This is a genomic window from Methylobacterium sp. J-048 (assembly GCF_022829515.1).
Lineage (GTDB): Bacteria > Pseudomonadota > Alphaproteobacteria > Rhizobiales > Beijerinckiaceae > Methylobacterium.
Genome location: NZ_JAKSYL010000040.1, coordinates 1 through 12,876, shown reverse-complemented (window position 1 = coordinate 12,876; position 12,876 = coordinate 1). Strand labels below are relative to the sequence as shown.

General features: G+C 64.6%; 11 protein-coding genes, 1 tRNA gene and 1 pseudogene. 4 read left to right on the top strand and 9 right to left on the bottom strand.

Going from position 1 to position 12,876, the window contains the following annotated elements; translation table 11 throughout:
- The 4 genes from MKL09_RS01190 to MKL09_RS01175 all read right to left on the bottom strand — a co-directional run.
- Positions 1-147: MHYT domain-containing protein (locus tag MKL09_RS01190; RefSeq protein ID WP_409566887.1), on the bottom strand; the 147-nt coding region annotated here is incomplete at its 3' end.
- Positions 148-1,127: 980 nt separating this feature from the next.
- Entirely contained in the window at positions 1,128-1,379 is a 252-nt protein-coding gene (gene hfq / locus MKL09_RS01185; protein ID WP_238249876.1) for an RNA chaperone Hfq, read from the bottom strand.
- Positions 1,380-1,617: 238 nt separating this feature from the next.
- Positions 1,618-2,982 carry a sigma-54-dependent transcriptional regulator gene (locus MKL09_RS01180; protein ID WP_244017177.1) on the bottom strand — a complete coding sequence of 455 codons (1,365 nt, stop codon included), beginning with the start codon at positions 2,980-2,982 and terminating at the stop codon, positions 1,618-1,620.
- Positions 2,979-5,402, bottom strand: a complete 2,424-nt coding sequence (locus MKL09_RS01175; protein WP_244017175.1) for a sensor histidine kinase NtrY-like — start codon at positions 5,400-5,402, stop codon at positions 2,979-2,981. Before MKL09_RS01175 ends, MKL09_RS01180 begins: the two co-directional genes overlap by 4 nt.
- Positions 5,403-5,586: 184 nt before the next feature.
- On the opposite strand from MKL09_RS01175, the gene MKL09_RS31915 reads away from it, so the two are divergent.
- The 4 genes from MKL09_RS31915 to MKL09_RS01160 all read left to right on the top strand — a co-directional run bounded on the left by MKL09_RS31915 (position 5,587) and on the right by MKL09_RS01160 (position 8,284).
- Entirely contained in the window at positions 5,587-5,709 is a 123-nt protein-coding gene (locus tag MKL09_RS31915; protein ID WP_279601572.1) for a hypothetical protein, read from the top strand.
- Positions 5,710-5,859: 150 nt separating this feature from the next.
- Positions 5,860-5,952 (top strand) — tRNA-Sec (locus MKL09_RS01170).
- A 142-nt stretch (positions 5,953-6,094) separates the two neighbouring features.
- On the top strand, positions 6,095-7,279 hold the full coding sequence (locus tag MKL09_RS01165) for a tyrosine-type recombinase/integrase (protein WP_409566886.1): 1,185 nt from the start codon (positions 6,095-6,097) through the stop codon (positions 7,277-7,279).
- A 141-nt stretch (positions 7,280-7,420) separates the two neighbouring features.
- Positions 7,421-8,284 carry a hypothetical protein gene (locus MKL09_RS01160; protein ID WP_244017173.1) on the top strand — a complete coding sequence of 288 codons (864 nt, stop codon included), beginning with the start codon at positions 7,421-7,423 and terminating at the stop codon, positions 8,282-8,284.
- Positions 8,285-8,555: 271 nt separating this feature from the next.
- On the opposite strand, the gene MKL09_RS32175 is transcribed toward MKL09_RS01160, so the two are convergent.
- From MKL09_RS32175 to MKL09_RS01135, 5 genes and pseudogenes are all read right to left on the bottom strand, one after another.
- Positions 8,556-10,304, bottom strand: coding sequence for an AIPR family protein (locus MKL09_RS32175; protein ID WP_244017171.1), 1,749 nt, complete (start codon positions 10,302-10,304; stop codon positions 8,556-8,558).
- A 383-nt stretch (positions 10,305-10,687) separates the two neighbouring features.
- The gene (locus MKL09_RS01150) at positions 10,688-11,080 is read right to left on the bottom strand and encodes a hypothetical protein (RefSeq protein ID WP_244017169.1); all 393 of its coding nucleotides are present in this window, start codon (positions 11,078-11,080) and stop codon (positions 10,688-10,690) included.
- 229 nt (positions 11,081-11,309) lie between these two features.
- Positions 11,310-11,678: a DUF3768 domain-containing protein gene (locus MKL09_RS01145; RefSeq protein WP_244017167.1), complete on the bottom strand. Its 369-nt coding sequence runs from the start codon at positions 11,676-11,678 to the stop codon at positions 11,310-11,312.
- An 11-nt stretch (positions 11,679-11,689) separates the two neighbouring features.
- Positions 11,690-12,373 carry a hypothetical protein gene (locus tag MKL09_RS01140; protein WP_244017165.1) on the bottom strand — a complete coding sequence of 228 codons (684 nt, stop codon included), beginning with the start codon at positions 12,371-12,373 and terminating at the stop codon, positions 11,690-11,692.
- 239 nt (positions 12,374-12,612) lie between these two features.
- A pseudogene (locus tag MKL09_RS01135) lies at positions 12,613-12,876 on the bottom strand (hypothetical protein); the annotation flags it as partial.

Genomic DNA, 12,876 nt, shown 5'->3' with positions numbered 1-12,876 from the left:
CGACAGCAGCGTCGTGGCCATCTCGTAGCCGACCACGACGCCGGGATCGTAGCCGAGCATGCCGATGAAGTGGGTGCTCCAGATGCCTGCGCCGGCCGAGAAGCTGGCGGCCAGCAGCCAGGCGGGGGCCGAGGCGCCGCCGGGCAACTTTTCAGGATGGGGCGGGCCGTTCCTCGCAGATAACCGTCATCGTCCCCACCCGCCTTCGGCGCCGGGGGCATGGCCCAAGAAACCCAGCACGAGGGACGCGGGACGCCGCGGGGACCCAGGTGTCGGCCAAATACGCGCGGGATCCGGTCCCCGCGGCGACCCGCGGCATCGACCGGGCATGGTCCCCGGCCGGTGCCGTCTTTCTCGTCGCGATGTCTTGCCGGCGCACCGATCCCGCGACTCCGCGTTAGCGGTCCAGGCGGGACGGACCGGCCGCAATCGCAGGCCAGACACGCCCCCGGAACCCGCATCGCCGCCGTGGCCTTCGACCCGACCTCCGCCTCGTAGTGGGCGGGTCCGCAGGTTGCTCAGGGTCACGCCCAGAGATGGGTCGCCGCGGGGGCATTTCCGCACCCCGCCGGGCAAACTGCCGCCCGATCTCACGCCCGTCACCGAGACACGCCCCGCATCGGCACGCCGCCCGGGGCGATGGCGGCTGAGAACCATCGACGCGGGCACCGCCCCGTCCGCCGAGCCCGCCGGTCAGCCACCGGACGGACCCCCGAAGAGCGCCACGAAGTCACCCCCGCGGCACCGGAGGACAGGTGACGGCTAATGAGCACAAAATAGGAACATTGTCAAGGGACGGGATGCGGATGCGCGTGATCGTGCCGATGTCCGCAAACCGGGTTCGGCAGCGAGCGCCTGAAACACCGCGTCTCCCTCCCCCCTCTGCGGGGGAGGGTGGGCCGGCCGTCAGGCCGGGTCGGGAGAGGGGAACCCGGGTTCAGGAAGGGGCGCGGAGCGAGTGTGTGAGCCGGAGCTTTTTCCTGCACCGTCGCTCCCCTCTCCCGACCCCTGCTGACGCAGGGCACTCCCTCCCCCGCAGAGGGGGGAGGGAGTGCCGCGGTGCCCGGATCATCAAGCCCGCAGAGGCAGAGGGAGAGAGGCCGATGCGCCCTCCTCCCCCAAAAAACTCACGCCTTCTCGGGGGTCTCGTCCGGCTCGAACAGCTGCACCGGGTGGCCCGGCATGATCGTCGAGATCGCGTGCTTGTAGACGAGCTGCGAGTGCCCGTCCCGGCGCAGCAGCACGCAGAAATTGTCGAACCAGGTCACCACGCCCTGCAGCTTGACGCCGTTGACGAGGAAGATGGTCAGCGGGATCTTGTTCTTGCGGACATGGTTGAGGAACGTGTCCTGAAGGTTCTGTGCGCGTTCGCCCGCCATCTTCTTTGCCTTCTTGTTGTCCCGGCGCGAAAGGCCCGGGTTGGGTATACGCAACGTTGGGTCGCCACGTGCGGGAGCGTCCGATCATCCCGCAGGGACCGCGTCTCCAGCATGACGGCGTGAAAGCCCCGGGGCAAGCAAGACCCGGCCCGGCCGATCCGTGACGGATCGGCGCCAGTTTCACGGACCTGCGCCGTCCCGAGGCCGGCTTCCTGCGGCCGAAACCCCTTCCGAATCCCTACGGACCGATGCCCAGCGACTTCAGCTTGCGGTGGAGCGCCGAGCGCTCCATGCCGATGAACTCGGCGGTGCGCGAGATGTTGCCCGAGAACCGCGCGATCTGCGCCACGAGGTACTCGCGCTCGAAGATCTCGCGGGCCTCGCGCAAAGCCAGGCTCATCAGCTTCTCGCCGCCCGCGCCCCCCGGAGTGGTCGGCACCAGGGCGCCGATTTCGGAGGGCAGCATCTCCGAGGTGACCTCCTGGTCCGGGTCGGCCTGGGTCAGGATCATCAGGCGCTCGACGTTGTTCTTGAGCTGGCGGACGTTGCCCGGCCAGTTGTGCGACTGGAGCACCGCCATCGCGTCCTCGGCGATCACCCGCTTGGGCAGGCCGGTCTGGGACGAGATGTTGTCCATGAAGAACTGGATCAGCTCGGGCACGTCCTCCCGGCGCTCCGACAGGGCCGGCACCCGGACCGGCACCACCGAGAGCCGGTGGAACAGGTCCTCGCGGAACCGGCCCGCGGCGATCTCCTCCTGGAGGTCCCGGGAGGAGGACGAGATGATCCGGACATCCACGTGGACCCGGGTGGTGCCGCCGACCCGCTGGAAATTCTGGTCGACCAGCACGCGCAGGATCCGGTTCTGGGTCTCGCGGGGCATGTCGGCGACCTCGTCGAGGTAGAGGGTGCCGCCATGGGCCTCCTCCAGGGCGCCGACCCGCCGGCCGGACTCGCCCTCGACCCCGAACAGCTCCGCCTCCATGGTCTCGGGCAGGATCGCCGCCGCGTTGAGCAGCACGAACGGGCCGTTGGCGCGGGCCGAGGCCTTGTGCAGGCTGCGCGCGGCCAGTTCCTTGCCGGAGCCCAGAGCCCCGGTGATCATCACCCGGGCGTTGGTCGGCGCCACCCGGTCCAGGGTCTGGCGGAGCTGGTTGATCGCCAGCGAGCCGCCGACGATGCGGTTCGGGTTGCCGGAGCGCGCGGTCAGGTCGCGGACCTCGCGCCGGAGCCGGGAGGCTTCCAGCGCCCGCTCGGCCACCAGGATCAGCCGGTCGGCCTTGAACGGCTTCTCGATGAAGTCGTAGGCCCCCGCCTTGATCGCCGAGACCGCGGTCTCGATGTTGCCGTGGCCCGAGATCATCACCACCGGCAGGTCGGGGTTGGCCGCCTTGATCAGGTCGAGCACCTGCAGGCCGTCGAGCCGCGAGCCCTGCAGCCAGATGTCCAGGAACACCAGGTGCGGCCGGCGCGCCTCGATGGCGGCCAGCGCCTCGTCGGAGCCGCCGGCCGTGCGGCAGCGGTGGCCCTCGTCGTCGAGGATGCCCGCCACGAGGTCGCGGATGTCGGCCTCGTCGTCGACAATCAGGATATCGGCGCTCATGCGTGCATCTCCGCGATCCGGGGGGCCGTCGGTGCGGCGCCCTTCTCCTCTGTCGGGGTGGAACGGGTCCCGGGGCCGGACGGCTCGGGTCCGTGCTCGCGCGGGACCCGCATCTGAACCTGCCCGCCGCGGCCGGCGGGATTGTCGTTCAACGCGATCCCGCCGCCGTGCTCCTCAAGCACCTTGCTGACGATAGCAAGCCCCAGCCCGGTGCCACCTTCGCGTGTGGTCATGTAGGGCTCCAGCAGCCGCTGGCGCCCCTCGACCGGAAAACCCTTGCCGTTGTCGGTCACCGTGATCACCGCAAAACCGTCCTCGACGGCCAAGCTCAGGCCGATCTTGCCCTTGCCGAGTTCGGCCGGCGGCACCTCCGCCACCGCCTCGACGGCGTTCTTCAGGATGTTGGTGATCACCTGGCTGAGCAGCCTGATGTCGAAGGCCGCCACGATCTTCTCCGCGCTGCCGGCGCCCCCTTGCGCCGAGAACGCGAAGTCGATGTCGGGGTGCGCCACGCGCATCATGAACAGGTTCTGCTTGGCGATCTCGGTCAGGTCATTCGGCGCGATGGCGGGCTTGGGCATCCTGGCGAAGGCCGAGAACTCGTCGACCATGCGCTTGATCTCGTCGACCTGGCGCACGATCGTGGCGGTGCACTGGTCGAACACCTCCTTGTCGGCGGTGATGACCTTGCCGTACTTGCGCCGGATGCGCTCAGCGGAGAGCTGGATCGGGGTCAGGGGGTTCTTGATCTCGTGGGCGATGCGGCGGGCGACGTCGCCCCAGGCGGAGCTGCGCTGCGCCTGGACGAGGTCGGTGATGTCGTCAAGGGTCACCACCGAGCCGCGCGCGGCGGCTTGCGCCTGCTCGCTCGTGACCCGCACGGTCACGGTGCGCTCGCCCCGGGAGCGGGTGAGCTGGAGCTGCTGCTGCTGGAGGGCGCGCGGGCGGCTCTCGCTCTCGGCGAGCACCGGGGCGAGTTCCGGCACCGCCCGGGCGAGCGGCTGGCCGATCAGGGCGTTGCTCTCCACGTCGAGCATCCGCTCGGCGGCCGGGTTGGCGATGGTGACGAAGCCCGCCGCGTCGAGGCCGATCACCCCGGGCGAGACCCCCGACAGCACGGCCTCCGTGAACCGGCGGCGGGTGTCGATCAGGTCGTTGGCGGCGATCAGCCCGGTATGCTGGCGGCGCAGCTCCTGCGTCATCTTGTTGAACGCCTCGCCGAGATGGGCCAGGTCGCCGCTGGTCTTCTTGGTCGGCACCTGGGCGTAGAAATTGCCGGCCGCGACCTGGTCGGCGGCGTTGATCAGCCGACGGATCGGCGCCACGAACCGGTTGGCGAAGTTCATCCCGAACCACACCGCCGACAACAGCGCGATCAGGGCGATCAGCAGGAACACCGACGCGAAGGTGATCTGGATCGAGCGCCGGAGCGAATCGTAGGTCAGGTACTCGGCCGCCGCCGCCCGCGACACGCCGGGGAAGTCGATGGCGAGCTGGCTGACCTCCCGCTGCACCATCAGCACCGCGTCGTCGTAGGCGGGCATCCGCAGCAGCGCGGCGAAGACACGGCCCTCCGAGGGCAGCAGGCAGATCGGGTCGGTGGAGGTCGCCGCCTCCTCGAAGGCCGCCGCCGAGGGCAGCCGCACCTGCTTGAGCACGTCGATCTTGGCGCGGGCGACCACGTCGGTCGGCCCGCGCATGATCTGCGCCACCGGCAGGCCGAGATTGGTCGCCCGGGTGGTCAGGAAGTTCTCGAACCAGGCCCGGTCCCGGTCGAAGTTCGGGCGCGCCCGAGTCAGGTCGTCGACCAGGATGCGGATCTCCCGGGCCAGCGACTGGCACTGGTTCTCCTGGTAGGCGTCGGCGACCTCGACGGATTTGAGCACCACGTCGCGAACCCGGTCGGTGAAGCCCAGCGACAGGCCCCGGTCGATGGTCACCGACGCCACCACGGCCAGCAGCACGGTGGGCAGGATCGCGATCAGCGAGAACAGGCCGACGATGCGCGAGTGCAGCCGGGCCACCGCCGCGTTGGCCTTGCGGGCGTGCAGGAAGACCCGCGCCTCCCAGGCGATCACGAAGACGAGCCCGAGCACCAGGGCGGCGTTGATGCCGAGCAGCGTGACGCCGTAGGCCGGCGTCGGCGTCACCCGGATCACCCCGGCCAGGATCAGGAAGGTCGCCAGCGCCGAGACCAGCGCGGTCACCACCACGGCGGCGCCGATCCAGCCCGGCCCGCGCGGCCCGGGCCGCAGCGACTCCGCGAGCGGCGTGCTCGGCTCCGGGGATGTTTCGGCCTGAGGGGCTTCTTCGGCCGCCAAGCCTGCCCCTTCGCCTGCGCCCTCGGCAGACGGCTGAACACCCTCCTCGGGGTCCGGCGCAGGGCCTTCCACAGGCGGTGAGCGTCGCAGGAACGGCATGACTGGTGCAGGGCCACAACAGTGTGGCGGAATTAATACGAATGGCGGCGCGCCGGAGGCTGGTGGGTGATCCATTCCGCCGCAGGGGCCGCCACTGGCACAGTGCGCGTGGCGCTTCCGTTTGAGCGTTTCAGAGTGCGAGCTTACATTTCGCTGCACGGAGAGCTTTGTGGGGGATTGAGGAATGAGCGACGGGTTTCTGTCCGCTGCCATCATAACCCCGCTGATGCTCGCGGCGACCGCCGGCTTCGTCTATTGGTTCACGAGCCGGCAGGATCGGCGCGACGCTTCGGAGCGCGAGCGCTAGGCTTGCGGCACGGCCTTCGGTGCAGGTGCTTCAGATCAGCGCATCGCAGGTCAAACCTCGGTCGGACGAGACTGGTTTTCGCGCCGTCGCGACCGTGACGACCCCGCTCATCCCTTGACCCCTCTGGCAGGGCCTCGTACCTCCGCCCGTGGAGGCGAACGGGGTCTGGTGGCCCCCCTGGTCTTCAAAACCAGTGGTACGCCAACAGCGTACGGTGGGTTCGATTCCCATCCGCTTCCGCCAAAGACGTATCCATCGACGTCCACGTTCGTCCATTAACCCCCTGACCTCCAAGCGGTTTGTCGGATCAGTCGTCCGAGAGTGTCTGCTGGCGTTTGGCCAAATCCACAATTATGATGTGGGTAACGGGGTGGGTGCGAATGCTGTGCCGGGTAAGCTGACTGCCCTTGGAGTTACGAAGCTCAAGGTCCCCGGCATGTACGGGGATGGGGGTGGCTTGTGGCTTCAAGTTACCGGCAACGGTGCCAAGAGTTGGATCTTCCGGTTCACGCTTGGCGGTAAATCGCGTGAGATGGGCCTCGGTTCGGCGGGCACGTTTTCGTTGGCTGAAGCGCGTGACAAAGCTCTGACGTGCCGCAAGCTCTGCTACGAGGGTATCGATCTGATCGAAGCTCGCCGTCAGCAGCGCCAAGCGGCGGCCCTCGAATCAGCGCGTGCCATGACGTTTCGGCAGTGCGCCGCAGCTTACATCGAATCACACAAGGCGGGTTGGCGGAACGAGAAACACGGCGCTCAGTGGCTCGCCACCCTCGAAGCTTACGTGCACCCCATATTCGGTGATTTGTCGGTTCAAGCCATCGACACCGGTCTCGTTATCAAGGCGATCGAGCCGATCTGGACCACAAAGCCGGAAACCGCTGTTCGCGTGCGTGGTAGAATCGAGTCGATCCTCGATTGGGCAAAGGCCCGAGGTTTCCGGGCTGGTGAAAACCCAGCGCGTTGGCGAGGGCATCTTCAAAATCTCCTGCCCCGCAAAACCAAAATTCAGCGCGTCACCCACCACCCTGCCCTGCCCTTCGCTGAGGTGCCGGAATTCTTAAGGCGTGTTGCCGAACAACCGGGCATCGCGGCTCGGCTCTTAAAGTTCACGGTTCTTACAGCTGCTCGCACAGGCGAGGCTCTCGGTGCCCGGTGGTGCGAGTTCGACCTAGCGGCCGGAACCTGGACTGTGCCAGCCGAACGGATGAAGGGCGGTGTTGAGCATCGGGTGCCCATCTCCGCTGCCACGCAAGCCATTTTGACCGAAATGGCCGTGGTGTGTGCCAGCGAATTTGTCTTTCCCGGCGGCCGGTATGGTCGTCCTCTTAGCAACATGGCGATGCTGGTGCTGTTGCGGCGCATGGATCGTAGCGACCTGACCGTTCACGGCTTTCGATCCTCGTTCCGGGATTGGGCTAGCGAGATCACGCACTATCCATCCGAAGTAGTTGAGATGGCGCTAGCTCACGTCGTCGAATCAAAGGTCGAGCGAGCTTATAGGCGGGGTGATTTGTTCGAGAAGCGGCGCGAATTAATGGATGATTGGGCTAATTTTTGCGAAGTAATATAAAAATAATAACCTTATTTTTCTAAATTCCAGTTTTATTTAATTGGTGCCGGGCAGAGCTTTGTTTGGGGTCACGCCAATTCATACCGACAAAGCGGTGCCCTCACTCGAAGCGCGGTGACTCACTCGGGATAGATGCAGGCCATGCTCAACGATACGGTTCCAGCCTTTCGGTTTAACCGACTTCGTCCCCCCTCCCCTTCGACCGAGCCGCCGCGTCGAAACGATCCGGTGAAAGCGACTAACGGGTCGATGGCCGCAAAGCCTGCAAGCAAGCCGGCCGCGTCACTTCGAACCAACGCTGAGGCCGGCAGCCGCGACGCCGTGGCCGCCGACGCCGAACGCTTCCTGCACCAAGCCAAGGGTAATGGGTCTCAGCCGCTTGGCAGCGCGGACTGGTTGCAGCGAGCCGGTCTCAACATCCGCAAGGCATCCGACGCCCAGCACCTCGAAGCCATCGCCCTGGCCTACGCTACCTATATCCGCATCAGCACGAGCCCGCTGAATGTCGCGATTATGGCCGAGCTTGAGACCCTGAGCGGGCGCAAACGCTCGCGGACCACTCACGACCTGCACCTCATCGTCGAGCGATTCGTCTCTTACGGCGGTGAAGCTGCGGCCGAGCGGCTGGCGGCGCGTAAGCTGATTAGCCGGGACGTCCGAGCGATTCAGCACCTCGAATCTGCCAAGGTGCTGCCGAGCCGGGTTCAGGCGCTGGCAGCTATCCCAGGCGAGGGGTTGCATGCCTGGGCGCGCCAGAGGGCAGTGGCGAAGCGAGTGTCCGTGTCCCCGCCGAATGCCATCGCGGAGGCGCGTCAAGCGAAGGTTGAGGCACGGCAACGGGCGCTGATCCATGAGGTAGCGATCACGACGCGGCGGCCGGACGGCTCCCGGAAGGCACAGCGCCGCTACGCGATCACCGGCCTGTTGGGGGCTGAGATCGTGGGGCTGCGACGGCGCTTGAAAGGTCTTCAAATGGTGGCCAAGCGCGAAGCTTCGACTCGCTGACTGAGCCGACGGCGGAGCGCTGTGATCAACCTCGCTTCTGGAATGCGCCAATTGCAGACTTCGGCGCGCTGCCGGGAAGCGGACATACGGGAGCGCCGCGGCCTTCGCCCGAAAGTGCCTAACGCAGATTGGACTGCGAGCACCGCGCCCTCGGCAGTTAGGAAGCCGACGAGGCGGTCCCAGCTCTCCCTGTTCCAGCCGGCATGGTAGGCGGACGTGGGCAGCTTCAAAAGGCTTCACGAGAACGTTGCCTGATCGTTGCAGGCCTGCTTCAGGTTGTAGCGACCGGCTGCCCGTGCGGTGCGCTCTGGGTCGCAAGGCGAGCGCGGAGGCTGTCGCGCATATCCCTCATCTTCGCAGTGCGCCTGTCCAGCCCCACTTGGCTGCCCAGCGCAGCAATGGTCTCATCAACGGCCGCGATCGCGTTCTCGAACAGCGCCTGGCTTGCGTCTACATCCATCAGGACAGCGTCCATCACCTCGCAGTTGCCCTTAAAGAGCTTCTTCCTCGCGTCCAGCTTCCTCTCCCTTTCGAGTATCAGACGCGCCGCCATGCAAAGCTGGAATCGGAAAGGCTTGTACTTCGAGTCCAGGCGGCGGTTGCGGAATAGCCATTCGAGGCGGAACGCGAAGAAAGCCGCCGTATAGTAAGGAAACACCTCGTGCTGCGCACTAAAAATATCCTTTCCGATTCGGGGAATCAGATCTTTATAATATCGGCCGACTTGGTTTGGTTCCTCAAGAAATACTGAGGCGAAGTTCTTCAGCAGCCCGTCCTTCGTGACGACCCTCACCTTCTCGATGTTGGAGACCGCGTTGTACTGGCCAGGTCTCCTCTCGTAGAAGAGGCTGGCGTCGCCGGCCTTTCCCTCGAAGAAAATCTCTATTTTCTTGTGTATCGGGTCGAGCGCCCAGAAGTTGTCACGGTCGACGTCGTTTTGCGAATTGGAAGCGACGATGATGCTCCGAGTTATCTCCTCGTCTTCTGTGACGATTATCTTTACCGGGATCAGCATGTCCCCATAGGATTCCTTCCAGCTGTTCGCGATTACGTGGCTGGTCTGGCATCCGTTGACGATCTGGAAATCTTCGAGCTGGAAGTCGTTGCCGACGCGCTGGAGCTTCCGTGAGACGATTGTGATCCCGTTGTTGCGGAGCGGAAACTCGATCCTGCGCTCAGAAGCGATCGTCTCCGCGATCGACCTGTTCACGTCGGTGTCGCCCTGGTAGTCGCGGATGTTGTCAAAGAACAGACGGCGACGGATCGTGCCGTGCTCGTCCCGGACGATCATTAGATACTGCACTACCGAGAGGACGCCGATATAAGACTCCCGAACGCCCTGGATCATTGGCAGGGCGATGTTGCTTTGAAAATTGACGCTGATTTTAAGCGCGTTTTTTGTCTGAAAATAGAGCTTCTGGAGGCGCGCGGCGTCGATTGGCAGGAAGTCGACCTGGCTGAACATGTGCTTCTCGCGCAGGGTGATGAGGTGCGCGTCGCGCACGGCGATCAAGTTGGGGTCACTCTGCCAGGTGCCTGTAGTCGCGTAATGGAGCGAGAGGCGCGGAAGCCCGCGGACGAACTTTGGAGCGTATCCGTAGAGCTTATTTTTGATCCGATGGAGCGTCTGGACCTTCTCGCCTTGAACAAACGCCATCCTCTCACCGAAGAAATCGTTCACGGCGAGAAGGAATTGCGAGAGTTCGCCAGCATTGAAGCTCTTCGCCGATTTAGCTTGAGTGAATACGAACTGGACCGTGAGCGAGCTGCTGTTGTCAGCCAGATCCTCAAGCTGCTCCTCGTCGACGATAATGGTATCATTGACGATGATTGCGAGCCCGTCGAGTCCAAATTCACCGGCACCAGTCGCGATGTCCTCGACGTCGAATTCCTCTGGGAACAGATCAAACATGACAACGTAATTTACAAAGTGCTCGAATTGCTCCGGCTCGGATGGCGTCGCTATCTGTTGACTGCTCAGGAAGTCGGAAAGGAGGGACTTCGTAACTGGATCGACCACGGGGCGCGTCCTGAGTTCGCTGCATCGCTCGCTGGCACACCTTTAGCGTGCCGCGACAGGATACCAACCCCATCAGAGTGCGACCGGAGCGACGCACCTGAATTTGTTCGCCGACGTGCAGGAGTAGACGCAGCTTGGGTCCCATTCGATCGTGCCGGCGACGCCATCTTTCAACATGGACGCCGGCAGTTGGGCCAAATAAACGATGATCCTAATGTCGATCACGTCCAGCGGCGTTCGGATTGTTCGTGGCGATCTCGAAATTCCCTCCGGCCCAGTTCAGGGGCCTGCTCCAAGCTTGCAGCTTCGGATCAGAGGCGCTGGTTCTCTGACCGGTGAGGCCTGCCGGCCCTCGAGCGGACATTCCCAATGCCCGCAAAGGGTCATACCACGACGTCGTAGGCCGCTAGTTCGGGCAACATCGCCTCAATGACGAAGTCGACGAACGCCGCCGGCACGTCTAGGTAGAACTCGCGATCCGAGTAGGCATCGACGTGAGCGGCCAACCCCTTCGCCTTGAACCACGCGGCCAACTGGTCGAGGTCAGCCTTCGGGGTGTCGCTGAGAAACGAGATCTGCGAGCGCTCCCGATCATGATCGCGGTGCCCGGTGTCGCTACGGCTGAACTGCAGGTCCACATTGGCTCCGGGCTGTCGGAGCCACACGACGCGTTCGGTCAGTCGCAGCTCCACGAATCCCAGCTGCTGTACGAACATGTCTACGACGGTCTGGAAATGATGCGGGTTCACCCGGTTAGCGACATGGTTGAACCGCAAGTTCCAGCTCCATCTTGTACCCGTCGGCCACGGCATATCCGCCGTGATCGGCAGCAGACCAAACCGCCGGCCAGAATATTTCAGGCGACCGTTATGCCAAGCCTCGGCCGGCCCAGAAGATCCTTGGAATGACGGTCGCTGGATGTTTGGCGTGCAGCGGTGATCGATAGCCGGAAAACAACGAAGCCATCATCGTTGCCGTTGCGAAGCCTTTCGAGGAGGAGCCACGTCAGTACTCATCGGCGCGCATGATGGTCAGCACGCGGGTCGTCACCGCGGGGTCGGTTGGGTCCGGCGAATGACCGAGCAGCGCCCGGTCGTAGGTGTCGATCTTCCAGAAGAAGCGCTGGCCGCCGACCTCGACCGCGCCGAAGTCGTGTTCGCAGTATGGATCATTGTCGGCGTCGAAGCGATCGAAGCGCCGAACCGCCAGCAACAGGGTGATGCGGTCGGCCTCGCGCAGCTCGACCACCCCCGGGGTTTCGACGACCTGCCCCCCTGCGAAGCTGCGCCGGAAGGCATCGTTCAGGGTCCGCACCCGCGCGACGGGGTCAGCCGCCGCGGGGTTCGACCCAGCGTTATGGATCTGGGTGCTCACAGCAGCTCCCCTCAGGCCGCTTCGACCGCGGCGGTGTTTGGGTGCAACAGGGCCATGTGCTCGCGCCGGCGCACGAGGAGGGGCAGGTCCGACCAGTCGCGCCAGCGCAGGGTGTAGATCCCGCCGGCCTTGGCCTCGATCACCTCTGCCTCGTACCAGCCGTCCTGCTCGCCTTCAGAGATCAGCACGAGGCTGCCGATTGCGACACCGGCCCAGCTCCGCGGATATCGGGCTTCGCCGGTTGCTGTCGCTTTGAAGGTTTGGTCGCCGGCATCGCCCGTGGCCGTAGTCGGCCCCTGCACAACCGTTTCGCCTGGCGCACTTCCCGTGGCGGCTTCGGCCGGCTCTGCCAAGGCGCTCAGGCGGTCATACACGCCCTTTTTGACGAACGGCACGAAGGCACGCCCCGAGGCGAAAACTCGGCCCTGGGGCAGCTCGGCGGGGATTGTGCGGTTGGCTTCATTATTAAGCGGCAGGGTCCGCATGTTCATCAACCTGGCGGCCTTTGTCGCAAGGGCGGTATCAGTCTCGGTGAACCAGGAGGCGTGCGGTTTCCCATCCTTATCGGCGCCGAAGACGATCAGCGCGGGTGCGGGCTTTGCAGCCGGGGTTTCGGCCTTGGTGCTGGTGCCATTGCCCTTCCCAGTGTCGGGATTCTCCGTCTGCTCCTGGGTTCTGGTGACGATCTCGATCATGGCTGGCTCCTGAAATGCGAAAGGGGCCCCGGATGGGACCCCTTGCTCGGTGTGGATGGGTAGGTGAGGCTCAATGCAGGCCGTGACCTCTGTTGGCGATGTGGTCGCTTTCGTGTGGGCTGCGGTCGAATCATCATGGCCTTGGGTTTGGGCAGCTTCGCATCGCCCGCCACCATTTATATAGGTATTTATTCTTATTGTCAACCTGTTTGGCAGAGGCGCGCTTTCGCGCGACAGTTCTAGCGACGGTCGCAGACCTCGAAAGCTGGGCACCCGCGCTGATGACAGCCGAGCCGATCGTCGAGGCGATTGCCGTTGCAGATGTCCCAGCCAGCCTCTGCGCAAAAGCACCACAGCGCCGCTTGAACAAAACGCGGGAAGGTCGCTGGGAAATCTGGGTTGTAGGCCCGCGCATCGATCCTGCAGGTCAAGCCTTCGATGATCTCCGCGCAGCCGCCAGGCGCCGTACAGGCCGGCCCGAAGGCGTGTTCGGCGTTGAAGCG